The organism is Vibrio sp. 2-1-2a (genome assembly GCF_032648565.1).
GTDB classification, from domain to species: Bacteria; Pseudomonadota; Gammaproteobacteria; order Enterobacterales; family Vibrionaceae; genus Vibrio; species Vibrio diabolicus.
The window spans coordinates 471,075-494,388 of record NZ_WBOH01000002.1 but is presented as its reverse complement, the minus strand read 5'-3'; the positions used below and the strand labels follow the sequence as shown (position 1 = coordinate 494,388).

The following is a 23,314-nucleotide window of genomic DNA, read 5'->3' as shown; positions in this document are numbered from 1 at the left end:
TTCTTATGAGTACATTTCTAATTACGTTTGCAGTTTTTGTTGCGGTAATCGCAGCGATGGCTGTTGGCTACATCTTCCAGAAGAAAGTAGTGAAGGGTAGCTGTGGCGGTCTTGGTGCAGTAGGTATTGAGAAAGTATGTAACTGTCCAGAACCATGTGACGCGCGTAAGAAACGTGAAGCACGTGAAGCGGCGCGAGCTGAGAAATTGGCTGCATGGGAAAAAGATCGAATTGCTTAAGTATCGGTCATCCAAAGAGTAATACAAAATAACCCAGCTAAAGCTGGGTTTTTTATATTTCTCGCTCTACTTCTCTGAGAGTTTATACTTTGCTTGCTACGTTTAATCTAGGATGACCGGAGGCTTAAGTCGGTGCAGACTTCACAGCCACGTCATTTCCCTTTAATCACCGTACTTAACTGTTATTTGGTTATATACTCAAACTAAAGCGCGTTAACTTAGGAGGAAATATGGAAATGCATCAACACGGTATGGCTGAATTGTTTCAACAATTAGGCCTCGGCAGCTCTCCTCAAGAGATAAAGGACTTTATTAACGAACATCGGCACAAAAGAGCTTCAGCCCCTCTGCATGAAGCCAGCTTTTGGACAAGTTCGCAGGCCACATTTCTCAAACAAGCCATTGAAGAAGACGCAGACTGGGCAGAGTTGGTCGATCAGCTTGATGTGATGTTACGAGATTAAAGCACGTTTACAAACTCTCATTTCTATCAAGGCAGATTTAATTTATACTGTTTTTTTGAACAGTATTTAATGGCTATGTCAGACCGAATCAGAAAAATCATTCACGTCGATATGGATTGTTTTTATGCTGCCGTTGAGATGAGAGATAATCCTAGTTACCGTGGCATTGCACTCGCCGTTGGCGGTCATGAAAAACAGCGTGGCGTGATTAGCACCTGCAATTATGAGGCGCGCAAATATGGCGTTCGTAGTGCAATGTCAACGGCGCGAGCATTGCAACTCTGCCCCCATTTACTAGTCGTTCCCGGTCGAATGCACGTGTACAAACAAGTCTCTCAGCAGATTCGTGCTATTTTTGAGCGTTATACGCCTATCATTGAACCTCTATCATTAGATGAAGCATACCTCGATGTCACGGACTCGACAGCTTGCCGTGGCTCCGCAACGTTGATCGCAGAGTCTATTCGACGTGACATTTGGAATGAGCTTGGGCTGACGGCATCGGCGGGCATTGCACCGATTAAGTTCCTTGCCAAAGTTGCCTCTGATATGAATAAACCCAACGGTCAGTTTGTTATCCCGCCAGATAAGGTCCAGGAAGTTATCGATACACTTCCGCTGGAAAACATTCCTGGTGTTGGGAAGGTGAGTCTTGAGAAGCTACATCAAGCGGGCTTTTATCGATGTGAGGATATTAAAAACAGCGACTATCGTGAATTGCTGAGACAGTTTGGTCGTCAGGGAGCATCTTTATGGCAGCGTAGTCATGGAATTGATAATCGAGAGGTCGTCGTTGAGCGAGAGAGAAAATCCGTCGGTGTGGAACGGACATTCAGCCAGAATATCTCGAGCTATGATGAATGTTGGCAAGTGATCGAGGATAAACTTTATCCTGAACTCGAGAAACGCTTAGAGCGTGCAAGCCCAGATAAATCGATTATTAAACAAGGTATTAAAGTCAAATTTGCCGACTTTCAACTGACAACAATTGAGCATATCCATCCGCAATTAGAGCTTGAGGACTTCAAGATCTTGCTAAGAGATATTCTTAAGCGCCAAAACGGACGGGAAATACGCCTTTTAGGCTTGAACGTGATGCTCAAGCCCGAGAACCAAGCGCGTCAATTGAGCTTTTTCTAGGCTCTTACTGCTTCTACCTGAGCTAATACTTGTTCAAAGCTTGTGTTGGCCATCGCACCATAACCCGCCAGTTTTGAAGCTTTTAGCTGGCTAATTAAAGGGGTACTAATTCCACACAAGAAGCGGGCGACAGCATCATTGCTGATAGCTGAAGGGGAGAGCTGAATAAATTCCTGCACCCACATTGCTACTTGAGGTGGCTCAATATCCTCACCTTGTGGTGTTGGGAACGAAGCGACTTGACCACGACACACGGAGCAGTGACCACATTGCTCTGGTGCATTGTGATCAGCAAAGTAGTTCGCCAATTGTGAGCTCAAACAGTGCTCTGACTGGAACAAGCGCAGCATGGTGTGAATTCTTTCGATATCTTTGCTTTCTTTGGATTGGAACAGTTCATACAGTTGTTGGATTAAAACATCAGAACTTTGTGTGGTTGGCAAAACAGAGTACACGTCGGTCAGTTGTTTGCTCTCTAGCTCTATCCAACCATTCTGGTGAAAATAGTCGAGGGCTGCGACAACTCGGCTGCGTTCCGATTGATAGTTCATCCATAACGCTTCTAGGTCAACTTGGCACCACACTTTGGCTTTTTGCGAGGAGGAGAAAATAGCTTCCACGAATTGACGTCGCTCGCCTTGAAATTGATTCACAATAAATTGCTGATCGTGCAAAAACTTAAAGCGATATTCCGCAAAGTAACTGTATTTTGCTTCAATGAGTTTATGTAGCTCCAAATAAACCAACAAGGTTTTGAGTGGCAATTGGCGGATATTACTTTCACGCGATAAACGCAGTGGCACTACCTCCCATTGTGGAGCATGTTCTTTCGCTTGCTCGACTACATAGTTAATAGAGGTTAGTTCAGGTGTGTCACCATAGACAAAGTTTTCCAACACCGTTAAGCCGGACGTATTGCCTAGCAGAATGCACTCAGAACGTTGCCCGTCCCTGCCTGCACGCCCAATCTCTTGTGCGTAGTTCTCGATCGATTTGGGTAAGTCGAAGTGAATGACGCGGCGGATATCAGATTTATCGACCCCCATACCAAATGCAATCGTTGCAACAATACAGTCAATTTGGCTATCCATGAACTGCTGTTGGATTTGTTCACGAACGTCGCTTTTCATGCCGGCGTGGTATGCGTGAGCATTAATGCCAATATGGATTAGTGACTTTGCTACTTGCTCTGCTGTCTGCTGTTGTGTCACGTATACGATAGTCGGAAGCTTAGGTGAAGAGGCGATGATCTCACTTAGCTTTTCTTGTTTCGTTGCTTCCTCGCACGGGATCACCGAGATATCCAGATTGGGGCGGTAGAAGCCTGTAACGGTAATATGTTCACTGGCAATATCGAACTTTTGTTTCATGTCTTCAATAACTGCGGGCGTTGCTGTTGCAGTGAGAAGCAAAGATTGTGGAATGTTCAGTTCACGTTGATATTGCGGTAGCTTGAGATAATCAGGGCGGAAGTTATGTCCCCATTCGGAAATACAGTGCGCTTCATCAACCACCATCAAAGAGATCGGCACTTGGCGAATGAACTCACGAAAACGCTCGTTCTTTAGGCGCTCAACAGAAATCATCAATATTTTGATCTGTCCATTTTTTACCCCTGCCATGACGCGTTGTGACTCTTCTCTGCTTTGACTGCTATCGATAGAAGCGGCTGGGATCCCTTTACTTTGCAAAAAGTTCAGCTGATCTTTCATTAGCGCCAACAACGGCGAGATCACCAACGTAAGATTGGGCAATACGGTTGCTGGCAATTGGTAACAGAGAGACTTACCCGAACCCGTAGGAAAGATGGCCGCAGCAGAGTAACCATTCATAACCGCTTCAATAACAGGTTGTTGACCTTGGCGTAATGAGTCAAAACCAAATACGGATTGAAGTGTTTGATGCAGCGAGTCACTTTGCATAATAGGGAAACCTTTCTTTGATGGTAAACTTAGGTACATTAACACACCCTGAGTGCCAAACGCGCGTCCTAAAAGTATGAACAAAGCTGACTTAGTCCAAATTATCATCCAACATCTGGAAGAAAAACTTCAAGTGGCCCATGCATCGGCTCTGCGAGCCATTGATGCCGCGACAGATGAAGAAACTGTTCCCGAGCATAAGTACGATACGTTAGCACTTGAAGCCGCGTATCTTGCTCATGGACAAGCAATGCGAATCCAAGAGAGTGAAGACGAGCTGCGTCAATATCGCGCTCTAGTGACTCGCGACTTTAAAGGCGCACCTGTTGGTGTAGGTGCTTACGTCGTTCTCGCAGATGAGAATTTGCTTGAAAAGCACTTCTTTGTAGGCCCTTGTTCTGGTGGTCTGACTGTTAAATATCAGGCTCAGGAAGTCTTTGTCTTAACAGCAAAATCTCCTCTTGGTCGAGCGTTATTCGGGAAAGAAGAAGGCGATGAGATTGATGTAAAAATAGGAGATAAAACAACTTGTTACGAAGTCGTGACGATTTGCTGACATCTCATGTATCACTCAGTGTTATGTTTAACACGAGTAATGTTAAATAAAAGAGAATGACATGAAAAAGCTTTTTACACTCTCATTGCTGATGGTCAGTGCTACTGGTTATGCAGCGCAGTGTCGTGTGGACATCAATAATGAAGTCCGTATGGATGGGCAAAGCTTGGAAATTCGCCAAACGACAGGTGATAAAGCTGTCGTGGATGAGGATAACAATCTATTCATCAAAGGTGAGCTAATTGAACTCAATGCCGACCAAAAAGCGGCAATTGAAGACTATCGCGAAAAAATGAACGCGTATATTCCACAAGCAAAGCAGTTGGCGAGTGATGGTTTAGCGCTTGCAAATGACATCATCGATGATGTCGCGGAAAGCCTAGACGCATCTGGCGCGTTTGATAACGTCAAAGTCGCAGTACAGGACTTTTTCGCTGATGTTGAATCACGTTACTACAAAGATGGCGATTTCATTCTACCAGCGGAAAGTTTTGAGTCCATGACACAAGGGTGGACTGAAGACTTTGCAAAAGCACAAGAGATCTTCAATAAAGAGTTTTTAGCGAGTTCGTTGGATGCTTTATCGAAAAAAATGAAGGAAGAGGGGGGAATAAACCTCACTGCATTATCGGAGAGTATGGCTGAACTCAGCGCGAAAGTAGAAGAGCGTTTGGCTGAGCATTCGAAAGAGGTAGAGCAACAAGCAGAAGACTTGTGCGACTCGTTGGATGACATGGCAGGGCAAGAAGACGATTTGTTGAAGAAAATCCCTGAGTTAAAAGATTACCGAGTATTTACGATTTAATTACCCTTTAAAAAGTAAAAACTCGATGCGATAAAGAAAGAGAGCACAATTGTGCTCTCTTTTCGTTTTTACATACTTGAACAATTAATGAAAGCAAGACGATATTTCCGTTTTACCCGCTTGTTCTTTGATAGCTTATTGCGCGTTCATCTCGGTGAGCTTATCGCCGACAGGTTTTGAGAAATTAAAACCATCATGCTGATCCCAGTTGATAGACCACGTCATTACCCCTGCATAATTCGGGTAATTGAACGCTGGCTTAACGGTGCCGCATGAAGTGCCTTTGGTTAAACAATCTAGTGCGCTGATAATATTCTGTGTCGGAGCCTGGCCTGAATTTGCCGAGCTAGGACCTGAAGGTAAGCCGATTGCGACTTGATCATCACGTAGTGGTGCAAACTGAGTGCCGTCGGCCAATTCAAAGCCTTCGATAAGCATTTTAGATTGCGCTACCATCATATCCACAGAGCCTTCTGGTGCACTGCCTGGCAGATATGGGTTTGGCAAACCACCGTTGTTATATAGCTGGACGTGAAGTAGGTCGAGCGTGCTGCGTGTCTCGTTAATCACAGGAATGTAAGCTCCCCAAATACCGCTGTAAGCCACATAGCCGCCTTGAACATAAGGATGCTCAGGTGCCATGGTTAGGTACATGTCGCCACCCATGTTTTGCTCTATTTGAAGCAAAGCACGACCAAGGCGAGCTTGAATTTGCGAGCCATGAACCAAGTTAGATCCACTCTCTAAATCCACATCAAGACCATCAAAGCCCCACTCAGCGATAAGACCTGTTAGGCTAGAGACAAAGTTGGCTTCGTCTTGATCGGTATTCAGCGTAATCGTGCCTTCTGCGCCGCCAAGAGAGAGAACAAACTTTTTACCTTTAGCTTGAAGCGCTGCCATGTCTTGTTTGAACTGTGCTGGGTCGAGCGCTGGACAATCGCTGTAAATATCGCCTGAATATAGATTAAAGTGCACGGTACCATCACTGTTGCGGTCATTTTCGGCAAAGGCAATATCAATCACATCCCACGCATCAGCCATATCTGCTAGACGAATTGGACAGCCAGCCCCATTTACAAAATTGTGCCAGTAACCGATGAGTTTATGACGTTTCTCTGCTTGCTCAACCACCGTTATTGCTGCTGCGTCAGACAATGCATTGCTTCCTGACAAATCCACAGCTTGGGCGCTAACTGTAAAGTTACCAAGTGCAGTTGGTGTCCAGTTGGCTGTGTAAGGTGCCGTGGTATCGGTTGCAACAATAGAGCCGTTGATCATGAAATCAACGTGTTTAATGCCTGAGGTTAAAGATGTTGCATCGGCACTTAATGCGAGGTTTTTGCCTAAGCCGACGGTTTGACCGCTACTTGGTGAAGTCAGTGAGACGACCAAATCTTTATCGCTGACTTCCACACCAACCAAGGACTCTGACGTGTTGTTAGCATTATCGGTTGCGACGGCTTTAAGCTGGTTAGCGCCAATAAGTGTGGCGTTCCAAGTAACGGAATATGGTGCTTGAGTGATGACCCCTAAGCTGGTGTTGTTCGCAAAAAACTCAACTTGCGTGACTGTGCCATCAGCATCGCTTGCGTTAGCCGTGATTTCGTTATTGCTGCCAGCGAGCACGACTTGTCCATCCGTTGGTGCCGTAATGGTAACTTGCGGTGGCGTCGAACAAGCACCTAGGCCACTCCAAGCATCTTGCCAATATAGCCCTTCACCAGGCTCGTAAGCCCATGTCGCATCCGAGGAACACCAACCCGCAACGTCACAACGATATTTTTGGTTGAAGTGAGAAACTAGGTCGCCAACTTGATAACTCGTTCCCGCCGCGTAAGGCACTGCATCTGCACATCCGCCCGTCCCTGTTTCTGAATTACTAACAACAAGCGTTACTTCTTGGCTCATGGTTGCGAGGTTTGTGTCATCAGTCGCTTGTGCTTTAAACGAATGTGTACCAGCATTCGCGGTCCATTGATATTCGTAAGGTACGCTGGTATCAATCGCAACGGATTGATTGTTCATGAAGAACTCAACTTGTGTGACCACACCATCAATATCATCAGCTTGAGCGGCTACGGTTAGGTTATCGCCTACATTAAGCACTTCTGTGCCTACTGGGCTTGTCAATGAAATGCTTGGTGGCGGCAACTCGACTTGTGGTTGAATTTGGATAGAAATCGTCGTGGTGGTAACGGCTCCCTCATTATCGGTTGCAATCGCGGTCAATTGCGAGACACCTTCAATAGCGGTCCAAGATGCTTCGAATGGTGCTTGAGTTACCACAGCAACCGTTTGGTTGCCTGCAACAAACTCAACTTGTGCGATTTGGCCATCTTCGTCGGCTGCGTTGGCTAGCAAGGTGATCGCACTGCCTTCGGGAATTTGTGCGTTGTTTGTTGGAGAGGAGAATGACACTGTTGGCTCTAGATTGTTGCTTCCACCATCACATTGCCCTAACGCTTTCCATGCCTCCCAAGCCCCTGAATTGGTAACAGGGTCATTGCCTTGCGTCCAATACGCGGCCTCGTAAGCGGCTCCTTGCGTTTTTACTAAAGTGCCCGATGTATAAGTCGCAGTGCTGTCCCAGTCGGGTAAGCTTTGGCAGTTATAGGCTTGAGCTTGGTAGCTGACGCTGAGTGCTGCAACCATCGCTCCGTGAAGTAGAGTGACCTTCATTTTCCTCTCCTTGAGTCATGGATATAAATGAGAACAGAGTAATAACTAGCTGATAAATAGACATAAGGGGGAAAAAGCGAAGCACAATATTCTGCTTTTCGACACAGTATCACGAGGAACTATTCGTTCCTTACACCAAAGCTCATTATTTTTCGGCTCACTTCACGATGGGAGAATCATAAATTCTAGGCGTGTGAAAATGACAAAAGTCGCCAGGTCTTAGGATGATGAATGTGAGATGTACGTTAAAATTTACAAGCTGAATGACTGTGAATTGTTTCAACTGTCGAGTATTTGACCGGAGTGCTCTTGTTGAATAGTGAATATTGCTATAGTGTACTAGTTAGCTAGTTCAATGATATTTTGTGTGAGTAGTATGACACAGCAAACCTCTTCTCAGCCTCGTGAGCATTTTGGCTCTCGTCTCGGATTCATCTTAGCAGCCGCAGGTGCCGCAGTTGGCCTTGGCAATATTTGGGGCTTTCCAACCCAAGCTGCCAGTAATGGCGGCGGTGCTTTCCTGTTGGTTTATTTGGTGATGATTCTTATCGTCGCATTTCCTATGCTGGTGGTTGAAATGGCGATTGGTCGTCATGGTCAAGCCAACCCGGTGGATAGTATGCGCTCGCTTACCAATCACCCGGTAGGTAAAAAGCTCGGCGGTATTGTGGGCTGGATAGGTTTAAGCGTACCAAGCGCTGTTTTAGCGTTTTACTCTATTGTCGGTGGTTGGTTGATCTGCTTTTTACTGGGTGCAATCACAGATCTAATGGGGTTAGAAGCTGCAACTCAATGGCTAAAGGGCTTTAGCGTTGAACGTAACTTGTTCGGAACTATTACTTTTTATGTGCTAACAATTCTTATCGTACAAGGTGGAGTAAAACAAGGTATTGAGAAGTGGTCAACACGCTTGATGCCAGCATTGTTTGTTCTGTTTGCCCTGCTGTTTGCTTACATCATGACGCAAAACGGTGCGATGGAAGGGCTAAAGCATTACTTGGTACCGGATTTCGAAAAGGTATGGGACCGCAAGTTGATTCTTGCTGCAATGGGGCAGGGCTTCTTCTCGCTTACGATCGGTGGCTGTTCAATGCTGATTTATGGCTCTTACTTGAGTAAGAAAGAGAACCTACCAAAGATGGCGATGAACGTGACCATGGTAGATACTGCCGTTGCTTTCATTGCAGGGTTAGTGGTGATGCCAGCGATGTTTGTTGCGATGCAAAAAGGCGTTCAAATCTATGCTGAAGATGGCTCTCTATTAAGCTCTGATACGTTGGTATTTACCGTATTGCCGTTGATGTTTGATAGCTTAGGTTTGCTTGGTCAATTGTTCTCTATTGTGTTCTTTTTATTGCTGACGATTGCGGCGCTAACGTCTTCAATTTCAATGTTAGAGTGTCCAGTGGCGTTAGTGAGTGAGCGTTTCAACACTAAGCGTAGCGCAACGAGCTGGGTTTTAGGTGGTCTCATCGCCTTGCTCAGTGTGGTGATTGTTTATAACTTTGGCGCTCTGTTTGGTATGGTCGCGACGGTTGCTACTCAGTATCTACAACCAACCGCTGCGCTCTTATTCTGCTTATTTGGTGGTTGGGTATGGAATCGCAACTCAAAAATCAAAGAGCTTGAGCAAGGTTGCCCGGAGTTTACGCAAGGTTGGTTTGGTAAGTTATGGCCTGCGTATGTGAAGTTTGTATGTCCAATTCTTGTGGCTACGGTCATATGGGCTTCATTCGGCTAATCGAAACGTCTATTGGACAAAAGAGAAGGGCTTGATGAGTGATCATCAAGCCCTTTTTCATGTTGGTTATTCCCCGTTTCAGTTACCCGCGGTTATTGCTGCGGGTTAACGGAATTGTCCTGCTTCTGGAAGAAAGTCAAAACCAGCAGAAGCCAGTTTTGCTTCTAGTGCTGTGCGATCGATATCGAAGAAAGCTACCAGTTTATCTAAGTCACCACCGAAGTCGTCGCGTAGCTTCATATTTACAATGCTCATGAGCATGACAGGATCCATGGATTCAAAGTTCGCTAGATTCATTACTTATCCTCAAAATCTGAAATCAGTAGGTTTGCCGCAGCAAATGCCGCTTTTTCACGCACTTCTTTAGGCAAAGACTCATCCGCCGCAACATCGTTCAGCGCTTTAACAGCACATGAAATTGCCTGAGGAATGTAAGCTTGATCGCCACTACCAATTTGAGCATAAAGCTCACGAACCAGTTCACAACAGCCGTATACTTGCATGTTTTCTTTCCACTAAATGATAACTTATCTCAATATACACACAGCAGATTTGAAACTCAAAGTGCAGAGTTGTTTTGGCTCAAGTTGAGGAGTTGCTTGAGCGAGATTTAATCACTGCATTTGTACTTCTAACTGCTGAGTGACTTCTGGTGAAAGCTGAAGTTGTTTTGCCAGTTCTTGCAAATACGCTTTTTCCATGAAGTTTTGCTCATCAGCAACAATCAAAGACGCGAGATAAATTTCTGACGCTTGTTGAGGAGAGGTCGCCTGATTAGCAATTTCAGCAGGATCAAGCGGTTTGTTTAGTTCTTGCTGAACGAGTTGACGTACGTGCTCATCTGCGCCCATATCCGCGAGGGCTTGCTCGATGCGGGCCATTTCCTCTTCATCGACATGGCCATCGGCTTTTGCGGCTCCAATCATTGCTTTTAAAATTAGTACACTGTGTTTGCTGTCATCGGGGTCAAAGGTCTCATGAACACCTTGACCGGACTGTTTGGCTTGCCAGTCGTTATAAACTTTGTAGGCTAATGCTCCAAGCGCAGCAGCGCCACCGACTTTTAATGCGCCCGAGCCTATTTTCTTGGTCATTTTTTTACTTTTCTTCGAGCCCATCAGCATGCCGATAAGGCCTCCGCCAACGGCGCCTGCTCCTAGCGTTTTCAGGCTACTTGAGTTTGATGAGGATTTGATGTTGTTAGTTTGTTTACCTAACGCATCAGCCCCTTGCTTGAGTAAGTCTGATTTGAGTGCTTGGTTTAGAAGACTTTTTAAATCCATAACTGACCTCCTTTAGATGATGAAATCAGTTTAATAGCAAGAAGCTGAACCAAAGATTAACAAAGTGAATAGTTCTAAAGGGAAGTAGTAAGGTTGCCCAGTAATAAAAAAGGGCTGACCGAAGTCAACCCTTTCTAATTATTTTGAAATTACTTCAAATGAGAACCGTCGAGCGCTTACTTTAGTTGAGCCTTTACGTGCTCGATAATATCAGTCATTGCGACTGGCGTTTTCTCACCAGTAGCACGGTTCTTGTATTCGAAGTTGCCTTCTTTCATTGAGCGGTCACCGATAATAATTGTATGCGGTACACCAATAAGCTCCATGTCAGAGAACATTACGCCTGGGCGTTCTTTACGATCATCAAATAGTACTTCGATGCCCATTGCCGTTAGCTCAGCGTACAACTTCTCAGCGGCTTCTTTTACTTCTTCTGACTTGTGCATGTTCATTGGAACGATCGCAACCTGGAATGGTGCGATTGCATCTGGCCAGATGATGCCGTATTTGTCATGGTTTTGCTCAATAGCAGCCGCTACGACGCGAGTGATACCGATGCCGTAACAGCCCATTTCTAGGATGACGTTCTTACCATCAGGACCAAGTACACCACAGTTCATCGCTGCGGAGTAAGCGTTGCCAAGTTGGAAGATATGGCCAACTTCGATACCACGCTTAAGCTGGATAATGCCTTTACCACATGGGCTTGGATCGCCTTCAACCACGTTGCGTAGGTCTTCAACTTGACCAAGCTCTGCGTCACGACCCCAGTTAATGCCGAAGTAGTGTTTGCCATCGATGTTCGCACCCGCACCGAAATCACTCATTACCGCTACGCTGCGGTCAACGATGAACGGCAGTTTAAGACCAACAGGGCCTAGAGAACCAGGACCAGCACCGATAAGCTCACGAATTTCTTCTTCAGATGCCATTTCCAGTGGAGCTGCAACTTGAGGAAGGTTCTCTGCTTTCACTTCGTTCAGTTCATGATCGCCACGAATGATAAGCGCGATGATTGGTGCATCAACTTCGTCAGACGCTTTCACAAACAAAGTTTTCACTGTTTTTTCAATTGGCAGCTCGAACTGTTCAACCAATTCAGCGATTGTTTTTGCGTTTGGCGTATCTACCAACGTCATTTCTTGCGTTGGTGCCGCTGCTTCAGAGGCTGGAGCTAGTGCTTCTGCTTTTTCGATGTTTGCCGCGTAATCTGACTCGGTAGAGAATGCGATGATGTCTTCGCCACTTTCAGCCAGTACGTGGAACTCTTGAGAGCCGCTACCACCGATAGCACCGCTATCTGCTAGTACAGGACGGTAATCCAGACCCATGCGATCGAATGCTTTGCAGTAAGCATCGTGCATTGCGTCGTATGACTTTTGTAGGCCGTCTTTATCAATGTCAAAGCTGTACGCATCCATCATTGAGAATTCACGTGAACGCATTACACCGAAGCGTGGACGACGTTCGTCACGGAATTTGGTTTGGATTTGGTACAGGTTTAGCGGAAGCTGTTTGTAAGAGCTCACTTCATTGCGAACAAGGCTAGTGATCACTTCTTCAGCGGTTGGGCTAAGTACAAACGGACGAACATGACGGTCAGTAAAGCGAAGTAGCTCAGGACCCATCTTTTCGCTGCGGCCTGTCTCTTCCCATAGTTCAAACGGCTGAACAACGGGCATCAAAGTTTCGACTGCGCCTGCATTGTCGATTTCTTGACGAACGATGTTTTCGACTTTACGCAGTACACGTAGACCAGTAGGTAGCCAGGTGTATAGACCTGAAGCCAGCTTACGGATCATACCTGCACGTAGCATGAGCTGGTGGCTCACTACTTCTGCGTCGTTTGGAGTCTCCTTCAGAGTAGAAAGAAGATAATTACTGGTACGCATTAAATTTATCCGTTTATTTAAGTTAGATACTCAAGCTTGAATAAGCTGGAGTATAGGAGTTCCCGAAAGGGAAATTTATTAGCCGTCTATAATATCAGCCAATTGCGTTTGTCAAAAGCTTTCAATAGCGGTAACCGTTATTAAGTTGCTTGTTGCTGTGAACTTTACGTTCAAGTCGAACAAATTTACCGCATATTCTTTGTCGTCCGGCTTGCTTTTCTTGTATGCAGGACGAGGATCTTGGGCCAGAACTTGTTCAATGACTGACCTTACATAGTCAGTATCGGATCGATTTTCTATCGTTGCTAATGCTTGAGCAGAAAAGTTGACTTGTGACTTTTCTGGTTCTTGGTCTGCGTATCCACCTTGTGCTTCTGGAATCGAATCCGAATAGGGGATATAGGGCTTAATGTCCACAATCGGTGTGCCATCCACGAGATCAACACTACCTAGATCAAGATAGATTTGATCGCCTTGCTTAGTGACTCCTTTTACTTCAACGGCTGACATTCCGATTCCGTTTGGGCGGAAAGTCGAGCGTGAGGCAAAGACACCTATTCGTTCATTGCCGCCTAGTCGTGGCGGACGGACGGTTGGCTTCCAACCTGCTCCCAAATTCTGATCAAACAAAAATAACAGCCAAACGTGAGAGAACTGTTCTAGTCCGCGTACTGCTTCGGGGCTATTCGCTGCACCTAACAGTTTTACGCGTGCTTTCGCAGTTGGAACTAAGCGAGGCTGGCGCGGTACTGCAAACTTTTCTTTGTACGGTGTCTCAATGACACCGATGGGTTCAATGGAATACATGGTGGACGTCTTTAAGAATTCATTGAGATGAAAAGTATCACAAATTTCTCTTGCTTTTCTTGTTGATAATGATTATTAATTAAAATGTTATAACATAACATTTTAATTGAGAGGAAAAGTATTATGAAACCAGGAATCCACCCTGAATATCGTCCAGTGGTGTTCCACGACACCAGCGTAGATGAATGCTTCGTTGTTGGTTCTACGTTGAAAACAGAGAGAACCATCGAATGGAAAGATGGCAAAACCTACCCTTACTTTACGTTAGATGTGTCGTCAGCCTCCCATCCGTACTACACCGGTAAACAGCGAGTGGTTCAAACAGAAGGTCGTATTGCGAACTTCAACCGTCGTTTTGGTCAATTTAAGAGCGAAAAGGAATAAATCATGAAGGTAGTCAAATCATTAAAAAGTGCAAAAAGTCGTCATCCGGATTGCCAGATCGTAAAACGAAGAGGGCGTCTATATGTCATTTGTAAGGCGAATCCGAGGTTTAAAGCAGTGCAGAAGTAATCGTTCTGCATATTTCTGGCTTATGGTTTTGTTTAATTGATAATTTTGACTTAACTGTTTTACATGGATGAAATATCTACGTTTTTGTTCATTATTGGTTATAAAACTCTCTAATGGTCACAGTTTGTAACATTTAGGGCTTTTCTTTAACCTTCTACTCAAGTACCCTTCGCTCGCTTTTTTGACATTTTTGTCACATTTGCACAGGAATAAAAACAAGGAGGGAACAGATGAGTTCATCTGATTCAATTAAACAAAACTCGCCTAAGAAGCCGCTGTTTACGCGCTTTTTGGATACTGTCGAATATTTGGGGAACTTATTACCTCACCCGATCACACTATTTGCCATTTTCTGTTTAGCCATTCTGGTGATGTCGGGCATTGCAGGATACTTCGAAGTTTCCGTTGTAGACCCTCGTCCTGAGGGCGCAAAAGGTCGTGCCGCAGATGGCATGATTCATGTCGTTAGCTTACTTAACGCTGATGGACTCGAACTTATCGTTACTAACTTAGTGAAAAACTTTGTTGGCTTTGCACCTTTAGGCACGGTTTTGGTTGCGATGTTGGGTGTTGCTATTGCTGAGTACTCTGGTTTGCTATCTGCAGCTATGCGTGGCTTGGTTATGGGCGCATCTCAACGCATGGTAACAGTGACTGTTGTTTTCGCTGGTATCATTTCAAATACGGCATCAGAGCTGGGGTATGTGGTACTTATTCCACTGGCAGCAATGCTGTTCCATTCTCTAGGTCGTCACCCACTTGCAGGCCTTGCTGCGGCATTCGCTGGTGTATCTGGTGGTTATTCAGCAAACCTACTTATCGGTACGGTTGACCCGCTACTGTCAGGTATTACTGAAACTGCAGCGCAAATGATTGACCCAACTTACACTGTTGGTCCAGAAGTTAACTGGTACTTCATGTTTGTGTCGACGTTCTTCATTGCAATCACTGGTGCGTTTGTTACTGAAAAAATTGTTGAGCCAAAGCTTGGCAAATATAGTGAAGAAGAAGCCTCAGAAGATTTGTCTAACGACAAAATGGGCGGCTTGACAGACATTGAGAAGAAAGGCCTAAAACTAGCAGGTGTTGCTGTACTGGTTGTTTCTGCGTTGCTTGCTTGGACGGTTGTTCCAGCCGACGGCATCTTACGTTCTGATGCAGGTACAATTGCAGGCTCTCCATTCCTGAAAAGTATCGTGGCATTCATCTTTGTGTTCTTTGCTATCCCAGGCTTTGTGTTTGGTAAAGTTGTTGGCACGATGAAGACGGATCGCGATGTGATTGATGCAATGGCGAAATCGATGTCTTCTATGGGCATGTACATTGTATTGGTTTTCTTTGCTGCTCAGTTCGTTGCTTTCTTTAAATGGACTAACTTCGGTCAGGTATTTGCGGTTGCTGGTGCAAGCTTCCTGCAAGAAATTGGTTTAACTGGCCCGATGTTGTTCTTTGCCTTCATTCTGATGTGTGGCTTTATCAACCTAATGATTGGTTCGGCATCGGCACAGTGGGCAGTAACGGCACCGATTTTTGTTCCTATGTTGATGCTTGTTGGTTATGCACCGGAAACGATTCAGGCTGCTTACCGAATTGGTGACTCGACGACAAACATCATTACTCCAATGATGAGCTACTTTGGTTTGATCCTAGCGGTAGCAACTCGTTACATGAAGAACTTAGGTATCGGTACGCTGATCGCGACCATGCTACCTTACTCAATCTGCTTCATTGTAGGTTGGAGTGTGTTGTTCTATCTGTGGGTATTCGTATTTGGTTTACCAGTAGGCCCTGGCGCAGCAACATACTACACACCGTAAAAACGGTTACCTCACACAGCTCCATTATAAAAAGCCTGCGAACGTCGCAGGCTTTTTTATCGATCCAGATTGTGTGCACGCAGGCTTGCTTGGCTATCGATGTCGTTTTATAGCTGAAAACGCATCAACAAAGGGCGATAAAAGTGCTGAGTGAGCCAGCACAAGCTTTGCCAAATTACGCGTTTGTACCAAGGTAAGTGCGCAATATAAACATAGCTAAATTCAATTTCTGGCTGGGCTTTTCGGTTGCGTTTAAAAGCTGGTGCCCCTGAGCTCATATTAAAGCGACGCTGGCATATCATTGCGTGGCGGATGGTATAAGCAGATATTCTTCTATACAGCGCAAAACTCTGCGGCTTATTGGTATCGTAGCCAAAAATTGGGCAAGTCATGTCGTTATCAATTTCTACTATGCCTAACGTAGCCAGCATCTCGTCTTGATAAAACAGTCCCACTAAATGCACTAAGTTATTCTGGCTAGCCTGCTTTAAATATTGGGTTGAAAACTGGATGTTATTCCGGCTGTATTTATCAAGGTAAAGCATGTCATATAACACTTTGGCGCGCTGAAACTCTTCATCAGTAGCCAGTGGCTTAAACTGCCAATCTTTATCATTAAACAGCTTGAAATCTTTTGTTAAATCTCGGTTGAAGCTGAATGCTTGCCAATCCTCAAGTAAATACACTTGTCGTGTTACCAAGCTTTGCCATTGTTGCTGTTCTAATCGCTGAATTAAGTGTGAGTGCTGAAGTTGGTTGAGGGAGCGAAGCACCAAGGGAAAGGTGGGGTATTGATCGAGTGCCACGCGGCGCAGCTCATCAAGGTTTAAGGATTCCCATTGTTCGCTATACATATTGGTGGACAAGCACTGATTGTTGAGCGTTTGGACTTGATCCAATCCAGCCAATGATAAGATTGGTTTAGTCATATTAATAAGTAGCTTACATACCCATCGAACAGCCACATTTTTGACTTTGTGAAGCTCTTCTTCGGCGTAGCCACTAAGCAGTGTCATAGGGGACACGGCATAACAGTTGTTTGGTATTTTTGGTGTTACGGAGTAGGGAATGGCAACATCATTGATATAGTAGCAACCAAAGCTTGCTGTGCATTCATTAATAGGATTCGATTGCATAAGAGTGATAAAGGTTTTATGCCATTCTTGAGAGGAAAGTGTCATGATGGCAACGCTTCTCCATTCCACTCAATATCAACGGTAGAAGCGGCGCTCCATTTTGCCTTGTTCTGCCTAGCTAACCGGAGTAATTCAAACACACTCCGGATTTGGCTCCCTACCGGCAAGTTATGCTGTTGCATTACATTCACTCCAGACCACCAATCTTGCCAAGTTCGAGCCTTAAATAGGGATAATCCACCTTCAGCGATGAGTGTTATTGGACCTAAATGATGCAATCGCTGCTTGGAAGGACTGGTAAACTCCATATTAGGAAGCAGTTGATTGCATCGAGATGAGAGTAGGTGCAAACCACTTGTGGCTCTTGGGTTGCATTCAATCACGTAGAGATCATTTTGTGATTGGATGAAGTCAAACGACACCTGCCCATGATAAGTATGACGCTCACCAAAAGCTGCGATAAAAGTATCTAGTCGTTCGCATGAGATTGGCTGAAAAGCACTGGCGGCCGATCCGTTTACACAGTATTTCGGCACATAAGCTTGGTGTGCTTTAAGGTCACCATGTTCAAAAATCGCATAGTTACACATTGGCGTTCCGTGGATTTTTTGTTGCTGCACCCAAGGATAAAGGGTCGATATCGTGGCGGCTGAAATAGACTGAGTAGTCACATCTCGTATGACTTGCCCGCCAAACCGAGAGTAAACTGGCTTTAGAACGGTTCTCTTATTAATTTCAATCTCACTTTTATCTGCGACCAAACGAGTTTTTGGAAGTGTAATCTCTGGCAAGCCTTGAAGCTGTTCAAAAACGGTCAACTTGTTGTGCAGGGCATTGAGTAGTCCCACATTGGGCAGAAAAAAATCTACTTCTGGGCATTGCTTGGCAACATGGGCCAAGTAATAAACTTCTTCACAAGTGGGTATCACCATATCAATACGCATCTGAGTAATGATTTTTAGGATCTGCTGTTGGTAGGTGGGAAACGCAAATCGAGGTGAAGCGGTGGGGATATAAGACTCGATGCCTCGCAAAAATGATCCCAGAGGCTTTTTTAGCGAATCGGTGAGAATTACTTCATGCCCATGATGCATACACATGGTTGCCCACTCTAGTGCAACTGGTGCTCGGGCTCCGGTGATTAAGACCCGCATATGTTCACCACACGTCGTTGTTTATTCATTGGCGTCCAAATAGGCGTAGGGCGGTAACTAAATCTGACAGGATCAAGCCGTAATTGGTCAAACAACTGTATCAAGACTTGATGTATAACCCGATGGTGGTGAACATCCGCTTCAATTTGAATGGTTTGTGACCCTGTTTGGGTGATTCGGTAATCCACGCGACCTTTGGCAGATAGTGTTATAGCGCGGTAGATGAGATCTGGTAACACCGTCACTGGGACGTGGTTTGCGTTTAGCGTGAGGCGATCACCACATCGTCCGGCAATCGCGCCAAGAGGTTCAAATACGCCATTATCCTGTTTATTCTCAATAATATCGTCGAGCTGATAACGAATAATTGGCTGAGTTTTACGACGAAAATCGGTAATGATTGGGCTGTAGTGAGTACGTTCGGTGTTCAGCCAATGTTTTTCGATATAAACAACATCTTGATTCCAGCGCATTTGGCCATGCTGATCAGTACATGCAAGAAAACCTTCAGTACATTGATAGACTTCATGGAGCTCGCTGTCGAACCGTTGAGAAATATAATGACGGTCACTCTCGGTTAGAACCTCTGCCCCAGAAATGATCCGTTGTGGTTGAATTGCGGGTTGACCAAATTGACCGCTGAACTGGGCGCAGAGCTGAAGAGCTTGCGCACTACCAACCAAAAGCGTGGGTTGGAACTCATCTAGCTCTTTTATCCATTCTTGGTAAGGTTTGGTTAAATCGGCATAAAAAAATGTGACAGGCCCTTTCGCGACGGATTTATACAGTGGGCTGTTGGCGCGCAAGGCTAGCGCAATTCGGTGCTTTTGCCATAGGTTGGGCAACAGGCGAGCCAATATATTGCCAGCCCACAGTTGTGTTTCCTGCTTGTCAGCAAGAAACAACCCGCGCATGCCTGATGTGCCCGAAGAAAGCCCAACAGTAACATCGCCAACTTTCGAAGCGGCGAAGTTGCGTGACTGTTCTGCTTCGAGTGCTTGTTGCATTAGTTGTTCAGCATCTAAGCCTTTCGTATTTAACTCTGAAAGGTTCTCCATCATGGTTTGCTTATTCATGATAGGGAAATCACTGAGTGGTGCACCTTGAAAAGAGCGGTAATACGGTGAATGACGGCATACCCAATCCAGATGTTGCGTTAAATGTTGTTGCTGCCACGTTTCGACTTGTTCCCTTGAGCCGAAAGGGCGGTAGCGGGTTCGCCAGAATTCTGAGATAAGCGTTCTCACTTCATCCATCCTTCTTTGATTAGCTGCTGGATAGTTTCCTGACAATGTGAAGGCACGAAGCGAACAACGTGGTGGGTTTGTTGGTAGCAACTTCTCAATTCGGAGAGGGTGTTTTTATAGGCTTTTGTATCATCGCAAAGCATGTTCGCCAGCCAATGCTGATCGATATTTTCACTCAAGCTCTCGATTAACCAGCATGCATCGGCGAGTAAGAACAGCCAACTTTGGTCTCTTTTAACCAGCAAGCCCACTTGGCCAGCTGCATGGCCTGGCAAGCTAACCATATAAATAAGTCCATCGTCGAACATGTCTTTACAGAGCAAGTTAACCCCTTGGCACTGAGGAAGAATTTGGCTGATTGGCACAGAAAAATCACCATGAATGATGAAGTTAGATTCTAGTTGTGGAGGGAGCAGAGCTTTTAGGTATCCTTTTCTTACGCCTCCAATTCGACCACTTTTAGTAATTGCATCCACCCCTTTTTGTTGGCAATGCAATTGAGAGTGGGAAAACTCAGACACGGCAGCAATGTGATCAGCATGGAAGTGGGAGAGCACTAAATGCTCAATATCATGAGGTTTGAGATTTTCTTTTGCTAACTGCGCAACAATCCCATGTTCTTGTTGATAGCGGCAAGGTGTTGTCCAAGCATAAAAACGTTCAGGGAAGGGACGAGTCGCGCTAAAAAAGTGCTCGTGATATCCCGTATCAAACAGGATGTTGCCTTGTGTCGGGTGTTGAATTAACGCAACGGCTGCCGGAAATGCTCTAGGCTTGATACCAGAGCCTGGTTTGACAACAAAGCCTGGGTGTACGCAGTGTCCAGCCTCAAAGATTTTTATTTTTAGACCAGTTTGCATACTGCTGTATTCCTTCTTGAATTGAAAAAAGCGGTTGGTAATTCAGTGTTTGTTTCGCCTTGCTGATATCCAGAGTTTGATGGTAGTTAAACAATCCTGCGCTGTATGAGGTGAGCCTTGGTTCTGGCTGATGTGGTAAGCGCCTTCGTATTTGCTCACTGAGCTTTAATAATGGTGATACCACACCGTATGGTAGTGATTGTAACGTTACTTTTAGGTTCAACCCCACACATAAAGCTTGCAGTACAGTCTCAATTGGCATTGGTTCGTTGTTGGATATATTGAAGACATCACCATGCTGAAGTCGGTCTGCCTGAGTGCAAGCGAGCATCGCCGCATGGGCAACGTTGTCGACATAGGTCAGATCAACCACTGGATTTCTACCCGATGGCAGAAGCAGAGTGTTGTTTTTTATCGCCTTAAGCACTCTTGGGATAATCGCGCGATCGTTGGGGCCAAAAATGCCACGAGGTCTTAAAATGATCGCTTTGCTTTGACCTTTTACGGCTTCAAGTTCAGATAGGTATTTAGTGTGTGCGTAATCATTGCACCAGTGTGAAGCAATGGCGTCGGTTTCTCGAATATTCCAACGGTCTTGATGGTCAAAATAGACGCTGGTGGAGGAAATATGGATAAAGCGCGAGATTTGATGCGAATTAGCCGCACTGGCGAGGTTTTTGGTGGCATCTACATTGGCTTGATAAAACGCTTCCCACTTTCCCCATGGGCTTGAGAGAGCGGCACAATGGATGATTGCATCCATACCTTGGCATACCGCATGAACTGCTGAGTGGTCTCTTAAATCGACTATATGTGGGATAACATCGAATTGCTCGGCGAGTTGTTTAGCGATGACTGTATTTCGTGCTGTAAAGTGCAGTTCATGCTGCTGGTGAAACATTCTCAGAATTGCGCTACCCAACATCCCGCTGCCACCAGTGACCAATATCTTCATAGTTTTAGCACTCCCATCCCTAGTGACAACCCTGCGGCGGTGCCAGCTAATAACACATGTTTTCCTGCTGTTTCTGGCTGATTACGCAGCCAGTGTAAGTTAATTGGGAGTGAGGCTGCGACTTGGTTTCCCAAAGTCGAAAAGTGATTAACGGTTTTCTCGGTTGGTAACCCGGTGAGTGATGGCAGTTTTTTTAACCCGTGCGCACTGGCTTGATGCGGAAGAAAATAATCAATATCGCTGAGTGTTACCGGAGAGGCGTCAAAGCCTTTTTTTAGAAACGCCGGTAAGGTTTTACGCACATGTTTAAAGAGTGCTTTGCCCTCCATCTCAAACTGGCAGCTTTTTAAATAAGCTTGATGCTCTGAGGTGTGAGGGTTGACATGACTACCTCCGCCCTTAATTTGACAAAATGAATACCCGGTATGATGCGTTTCAAAGTGACTGGTGAGTAATCCATCACCGTTTTGTTCTTCGAGCAAAAACGCGGCGGCACCGTCGGCGAATAAGGTTGCAACTTCTGGTTTGAGCGTAAAATTTCGATTCAGTGTGATGCCAGTGGCGAGCTCACTGGTAACAATGAGAATCCGACGGTATCGTTTTGCGAAGAATAGACTCTGAGCAAGATCAAGCGCAGAAAGAAATGATAAACAGGTGCTGTTCAAATCAAAACTTTCTAGCCATGTTGGAGCGTCTAACGCGGCGAGAACCGCTGAGGCGTCGTAGGGCAGAGACTGGTGGTGAGTGCCGCTGGCGTAGATAAGGAGATCAACGGAGCTCAGGGTATGTATGCTTCCTAAACACTGCTCTATCGCCTGCACCGCCATGTAAATAGCGGTCTCTTTTGTATTGGCTACATGACGATATTCAACGTCGAATTTATTTCGGCAGGTCCCTGGCGCCAATTTTAGGAAGCGATCCATCTCTCGATCTGACCATTGATTCGTTGGCAGGTAGCTTCCACTAGAAACGATGTTAAAGCCCATTATTCTCTATACATTTATTAAAAACGTCGTTCAAAATAAACCACGTTGCATATTGAAGCTATGGCGAGCGAGATGAAAAATAAACAGAACAAAACAAATGGGAGTAAGAGCACGCTTTGGGTGCAATGCTGAAAATGAATTTTCAGGAATGAGCCAGGCTTTTTGCTGGCTCAATATGAATAGAGTGAGGATTACTTCCTAAATTTAGCCAAAATACGATCTAAATGGTTCGCAAATTCGCGGCGATCGGTTTGGGAAAGCGCAGCGGGACCACCAGTCTGAATTCCGCTTGAACGCATGGTTTCCATGAAGTCGCGGATATTTAGACGCGCTTTGATGGTGTCTTTCGTATAAAGCTCGCCACGTGAACTGAGGGCTTGAGCGCCTTTAGAGATGACCTCATCTGCAAGCGGAATGTCTGATGTGATCACCAAATCGTTGGCCTCCACACGCTTAACGATTTCGTTGTCAGCGATGTCAAATCCAGCTGGAACTTGCAGCGAGTGGATGTTGTCTCTTTTGGGCACCGGGACAACGTGGTTGGCGACAAACGTACATTCAATCCCCGTGCGTTCGGCGGCACGCACAATGGTTTCGCGGATGACTTTCGGACACGCGTCTGCATCTACCCATAACTTCATGATGACTTCTCACTTAGCTTGGCTTCTAGCTCTTCAATGCGAGCGACTAGTTTTTTCACCGTGCTTTCTAGCGCTGCAAGACGATCATTATCGGTATGCGCTTGTGCTGCGACTTCAACCTTGGGAACACGCTGAGCACTTTTCCAACTTTTTATTGCGGTGATTAATGCAGGCATTGGGACGGGCGTTTTCAAGCGTGCTTTCACTAACGCTACGGTTGGCTCTTTTCCTTGTTGTTGCAGTTGTTCCATTACCGCTTCTAATTCTTTAGTAACGTCTTGAGTTAACATTTTTAATCCTTAACAACGATATATCTATCATCATACGTTGAGTCCCCTAATTTGGCGAATAGCAATTTGGAAAGTGTGGTGTGAGAGATCTCTTACATGGGTTGTGAGAGAAAACGATTTCGTGAGCGGAAAAATAGAAATTACAATCATCAACTTATTGATAAATAATGATTTAACAACTATT

24 protein-coding genes are annotated in these 23,314 nt (G+C 45.3%); 9 read left to right on the top strand and 15 right to left on the bottom strand.

Annotated features, from left to right (window positions below):
* Window positions 1–5: 5 nt before the first annotated feature.
* The 3 genes from nqrM (at window position 6) to dinB (ending at window position 1,843) form a co-directional block, all read left to right on the top strand.
* On the top strand, window positions 6–239 hold the full coding sequence (nqrM, locus tag F7Y48_RS06940; RefSeq protein WP_005436655.1) for a (Na+)-NQR maturation NqrM: 234 nt from the start codon (window positions 6–8) through the stop codon (window positions 237–239).
* Between the two features lie 230 nt (window positions 240–469).
* Entirely contained in the window at window positions 470–703 is a 234-nt protein-coding gene (locus tag F7Y48_RS06935; RefSeq protein ID WP_012841486.1) for a DUF2789 domain-containing protein, read from the top strand.
* Window positions 704–814: 111 nt separating this feature from the next.
* On the top strand, window positions 815–1,843 hold the full coding sequence (gene dinB / locus F7Y48_RS06930; protein WP_230198196.1) for a DNA polymerase IV: 1,029 nt from the start codon (window positions 815–817) through the stop codon (window positions 1,841–1,843).
* Here dinB and F7Y48_RS06925 read toward each other — a convergent pair.
* Complete coding sequence (locus tag F7Y48_RS06925; protein WP_182036678.1) at window positions 1,840–3,765, bottom strand: ATP-dependent DNA helicase RecQ; 1,926 nt, start codon at window positions 3,763–3,765, stop codon at window positions 1,840–1,842. The two genes, dinB and F7Y48_RS06925, sit on opposite strands and share 4 nt — an antisense overlap.
* A gap of 76 nt (window positions 3,766–3,841) precedes the next feature.
* On the opposite strand from F7Y48_RS06925, the gene F7Y48_RS06920 reads away from it, so the two are divergent.
* Both F7Y48_RS06920 and F7Y48_RS06915 read left to right on the top strand, forming a co-directional pair.
* Window positions 3,842–4,321 (top strand): GreA/GreB family elongation factor, encoded by a 480-nt coding sequence (locus tag F7Y48_RS06920; RefSeq protein WP_182036626.1) that lies wholly within the window; start codon window positions 3,842–3,844, stop codon window positions 4,319–4,321.
* Window positions 4,322–4,382: 61 nt separating this feature from the next.
* A complete protein-coding gene (locus tag F7Y48_RS06915) occupies window positions 4,383–5,126 on the top strand; it encodes a YggN family protein (RefSeq protein WP_182036625.1) in 744 nt (247 codons plus the stop codon).
* A 135-nt stretch (window positions 5,127–5,261) separates the two neighbouring features.
* Here the strand turns inward: F7Y48_RS06915 and F7Y48_RS06910 are convergent, their stop codons facing one another.
* A complete protein-coding gene (locus F7Y48_RS06910; protein WP_182036624.1) occupies window positions 5,262–7,808 on the bottom strand; it encodes an Ig-like domain-containing protein in 2,547 nt (848 codons plus the stop codon).
* 376 nt (window positions 7,809–8,184) lie between these two features.
* Here F7Y48_RS06910 and F7Y48_RS06905 point away from each other — a divergent pair, with 376 nt between their 5' ends.
* Entirely contained in the window at window positions 8,185–9,549 is a 1,365-nt protein-coding gene (locus tag F7Y48_RS06905) for a sodium-dependent transporter (RefSeq protein ID WP_098415020.1), read from the top strand.
* A gap of 105 nt (window positions 9,550–9,654) precedes the next feature.
* Here the strand turns inward: F7Y48_RS06905 and F7Y48_RS06900 are convergent, their stop codons facing one another.
* The 5 genes from F7Y48_RS06900 to tsaA form a co-directional block, all read right to left on the bottom strand.
* Window positions 9,655–9,846: a DUF4250 domain-containing protein gene (locus tag F7Y48_RS06900; RefSeq protein ID WP_012841490.1), complete on the bottom strand. Its 192-nt coding sequence runs from the start codon at window positions 9,844–9,846 to the stop codon at window positions 9,655–9,657.
* Complete coding sequence (locus F7Y48_RS06895) at window positions 9,846–10,052, bottom strand: YaeP family protein (protein ID WP_005391765.1); 207 nt, start codon at window positions 10,050–10,052, stop codon at window positions 9,846–9,848. The genes F7Y48_RS06900 and F7Y48_RS06895 overlap by 1 nt, the downstream gene beginning before the upstream one ends.
* Before the next feature lie 111 nt (window positions 10,053–10,163).
* Entirely contained in the window at window positions 10,164–10,832 is a 669-nt protein-coding gene (locus F7Y48_RS06890; protein WP_046874978.1) for a tellurite resistance TerB family protein, read from the bottom strand.
* A 176-nt stretch (window positions 10,833–11,008) separates the two neighbouring features.
* Window positions 11,009–12,724, bottom strand: coding sequence for a proline--tRNA ligase (locus F7Y48_RS06885; RefSeq protein ID WP_006742543.1), 1,716 nt, complete (start codon window positions 12,722–12,724; stop codon window positions 11,009–11,011).
* Window positions 12,725–12,835: 111 nt separating this feature from the next.
* Window positions 12,836–13,531 carry a tRNA (N6-threonylcarbamoyladenosine(37)-N6)-methyltransferase TrmO gene (gene tsaA, locus F7Y48_RS06880; RefSeq protein ID WP_048625897.1) on the bottom strand — a complete coding sequence of 232 codons (696 nt, stop codon included), beginning with the start codon at window positions 13,529–13,531 and terminating at the stop codon, window positions 12,836–12,838.
* 123 nt (window positions 13,532–13,654) lie between these two features.
* Between tsaA and F7Y48_RS06875 the strand changes: the two genes are divergently transcribed.
* From F7Y48_RS06875 to F7Y48_RS06865, 3 genes are all read left to right on the top strand, one after another.
* Window positions 13,655–13,915 carry a type B 50S ribosomal protein L31 gene (locus F7Y48_RS06875; RefSeq protein ID WP_182036623.1) on the top strand — a complete coding sequence of 87 codons (261 nt, stop codon included), beginning with the start codon at window positions 13,655–13,657 and terminating at the stop codon, window positions 13,913–13,915.
* Between the two features lie 3 nt (window positions 13,916–13,918).
* Window positions 13,919–14,044, top strand: coding sequence for a type B 50S ribosomal protein L36 (ykgO, locus tag F7Y48_RS06870; RefSeq protein WP_009844388.1), 126 nt, complete (start codon window positions 13,919–13,921; stop codon window positions 14,042–14,044).
* A gap of 230 nt (window positions 14,045–14,274) precedes the next feature.
* Entirely contained in the window at window positions 14,275–15,861 is a 1,587-nt protein-coding gene (locus tag F7Y48_RS06865) for an AbgT family transporter (protein ID WP_006742541.1), read from the top strand.
* 107 nt (window positions 15,862–15,968) lie between these two features.
* On the opposite strand, the gene F7Y48_RS06860 is transcribed toward F7Y48_RS06865, so the two are convergent.
* The 8 genes from F7Y48_RS06860 to F7Y48_RS06825 all read right to left on the bottom strand — a co-directional run bounded on the left by F7Y48_RS06860 (window position 15,969) and on the right by F7Y48_RS06825 (window position 23,130).
* Complete coding sequence (locus F7Y48_RS06860) at window positions 15,969–17,042, bottom strand: hypothetical protein (RefSeq protein ID WP_012841492.1); 1,074 nt, start codon at window positions 17,040–17,042, stop codon at window positions 15,969–15,971.
* The gene (locus tag F7Y48_RS06855) at window positions 17,039–18,151 is read right to left on the bottom strand and encodes an ATP-grasp domain-containing protein (protein ID WP_006742539.1); all 1,113 of its coding nucleotides are present in this window, start codon (window positions 18,149–18,151) and stop codon (window positions 17,039–17,041) included. The genes F7Y48_RS06860 and F7Y48_RS06855 overlap by 4 nt, the downstream gene beginning before the upstream one ends.
* Window positions 18,139–19,407 carry a F390 synthetase-related protein gene (locus tag F7Y48_RS06850; RefSeq protein ID WP_316682930.1) on the bottom strand — a complete coding sequence of 423 codons (1,269 nt, stop codon included), beginning with the start codon at window positions 19,405–19,407 and terminating at the stop codon, window positions 18,139–18,141. The genes F7Y48_RS06855 and F7Y48_RS06850 overlap by 13 nt, the downstream gene beginning before the upstream one ends.
* Window positions 19,395–20,258: an MBL fold metallo-hydrolase gene (locus F7Y48_RS06845; protein ID WP_109169604.1), complete on the bottom strand. Its 864-nt coding sequence runs from the start codon at window positions 20,256–20,258 to the stop codon at window positions 19,395–19,397. Before F7Y48_RS06845 ends, F7Y48_RS06850 begins: the two co-directional genes overlap by 13 nt.
* A complete protein-coding gene (locus F7Y48_RS06840; RefSeq protein WP_182037377.1) occupies window positions 20,227–21,213 on the bottom strand; it encodes an NAD-dependent epimerase/dehydratase family protein in 987 nt (328 codons plus the stop codon). The genes F7Y48_RS06845 and F7Y48_RS06840 overlap by 32 nt, the downstream gene beginning before the upstream one ends.
* Window positions 21,210–22,199 (bottom strand): ketoacyl-ACP synthase III, encoded by a 990-nt coding sequence (locus F7Y48_RS06835; RefSeq protein ID WP_182037376.1) that lies wholly within the window; start codon window positions 22,197–22,199, stop codon window positions 21,210–21,212. Before F7Y48_RS06835 ends, F7Y48_RS06840 begins: the two co-directional genes overlap by 4 nt.
* Before the next feature lie 191 nt (window positions 22,200–22,390).
* A complete protein-coding gene (locus F7Y48_RS06830; protein ID WP_012841495.1) occupies window positions 22,391–22,840 on the bottom strand; it encodes a YaiI/YqxD family protein in 450 nt (149 codons plus the stop codon).
* On the bottom strand, window positions 22,837–23,130 hold the full coding sequence (locus F7Y48_RS06825; RefSeq protein ID WP_012841496.1) for a hypothetical protein: 294 nt from the start codon (window positions 23,128–23,130) through the stop codon (window positions 22,837–22,839). The genes F7Y48_RS06830 and F7Y48_RS06825 overlap by 4 nt, the downstream gene beginning before the upstream one ends.
* Window positions 23,131–23,314 lie beyond the last annotated feature (184 nt).

Bases quoted from the DNA above. Each gene is read 5' to 3' on its own strand.
- F7Y48_RS06890 (WP_046874978.1), bottom strand. From the start codon at position 10,832: ATGGATTTAAAAAGTCTTCTAAACCAAGCACTCAAATCAGACTTACTC.
- F7Y48_RS06825 (WP_012841496.1), bottom strand. From the start codon at position 23,130: ATGTTAACTCAAGACGTTACTAAAGAATTAGAAGCGGTAATGGAACAA.
- F7Y48_RS06845 (WP_109169604.1), bottom strand. From the start codon at position 20,258: ATGCAAACTGGTCTAAAAATAAAAATCTTTGAGGCTGGACACTGCGTA.
- F7Y48_RS06920 (WP_182036626.1), top strand. From the start codon at position 3,842: ATGAACAAAGCTGACTTAGTCCAAATTATCATCCAACATCTGGAAGAA.
- F7Y48_RS06865 (WP_006742541.1), top strand. From the start codon at position 14,275: ATGAGTTCATCTGATTCAATTAAACAAAACTCGCCTAAGAAGCCGCTG.
- F7Y48_RS06855 (WP_006742539.1), bottom strand. From the start codon at position 18,151: ATGCGGGTCTTAATCACCGGAGCCCGAGCACCAGTTGCACTAGAGTGG.
- tsaA (WP_048625897.1), bottom strand. From the start codon at position 13,531: ATGTATTCCATTGAACCCATCGGTGTCATTGAGACACCGTACAAAGAA.
- F7Y48_RS06835 (WP_182037376.1), bottom strand. From the start codon at position 22,199: ATGGGCTTTAACATCGTTTCTAGTGGAAGCTACCTGCCAACGAATCAA.
- ykgO (WP_009844388.1), top strand. From the start codon at position 13,919: ATGAAGGTAGTCAAATCATTAAAAAGTGCAAAAAGTCGTCATCCGGAT.
- F7Y48_RS06875 (WP_182036623.1), top strand. From the start codon at position 13,655: ATGAAACCAGGAATCCACCCTGAATATCGTCCAGTGGTGTTCCACGAC.
- F7Y48_RS06935 (WP_012841486.1), top strand. From the start codon at position 470: ATGGAAATGCATCAACACGGTATGGCTGAATTGTTTCAACAATTAGGC.
- F7Y48_RS06900 (WP_012841490.1), bottom strand. From the start codon at position 9,846: ATGAATCTAGCGAACTTTGAATCCATGGATCCTGTCATGCTCATGAGC.
- nqrM (WP_005436655.1), top strand. From the start codon at position 6: ATGAGTACATTTCTAATTACGTTTGCAGTTTTTGTTGCGGTAATCGCA.
- F7Y48_RS06840 (WP_182037377.1), bottom strand. From the start codon at position 21,213: ATGAAGATATTGGTCACTGGTGGCAGCGGGATGTTGGGTAGCGCAATT.
- dinB (WP_230198196.1), top strand. From the start codon at position 815: ATGGATTGTTTTTATGCTGCCGTTGAGATGAGAGATAATCCTAGTTAC.
- F7Y48_RS06925 (WP_182036678.1), bottom strand. From the start codon at position 3,765: ATGCAAAGTGACTCGCTGCATCAAACACTTCAATCCGTATTTGGTTTT.
- F7Y48_RS06905 (WP_098415020.1), top strand. From the start codon at position 8,185: ATGACACAGCAAACCTCTTCTCAGCCTCGTGAGCATTTTGGCTCTCGT.
- F7Y48_RS06910 (WP_182036624.1), bottom strand. From the start codon at position 7,808: ATGAAGGTCACTCTACTTCACGGAGCGATGGTTGCAGCACTCAGCGTC.
- F7Y48_RS06895 (WP_005391765.1), bottom strand. From the start codon at position 10,052: ATGCAAGTATACGGCTGTTGTGAACTGGTTCGTGAGCTTTATGCTCAA.
- F7Y48_RS06850 (WP_316682930.1), bottom strand. From the start codon at position 19,407: ATGGATGAAGTGAGAACGCTTATCTCAGAATTCTGGCGAACCCGCTAC.
- F7Y48_RS06915 (WP_182036625.1), top strand. From the start codon at position 4,383: ATGAAAAAGCTTTTTACACTCTCATTGCTGATGGTCAGTGCTACTGGT.
- F7Y48_RS06830 (WP_012841495.1), bottom strand. From the start codon at position 22,840: ATGAAGTTATGGGTAGATGCAGACGCGTGTCCGAAAGTCATCCGCGAA.
- F7Y48_RS06860 (WP_012841492.1), bottom strand. From the start codon at position 17,042: ATGACACTTTCCTCTCAAGAATGGCATAAAACCTTTATCACTCTTATG.
- F7Y48_RS06885 (WP_006742543.1), bottom strand. From the start codon at position 12,724: ATGCGTACCAGTAATTATCTTCTTTCTACTCTGAAGGAGACTCCAAAC.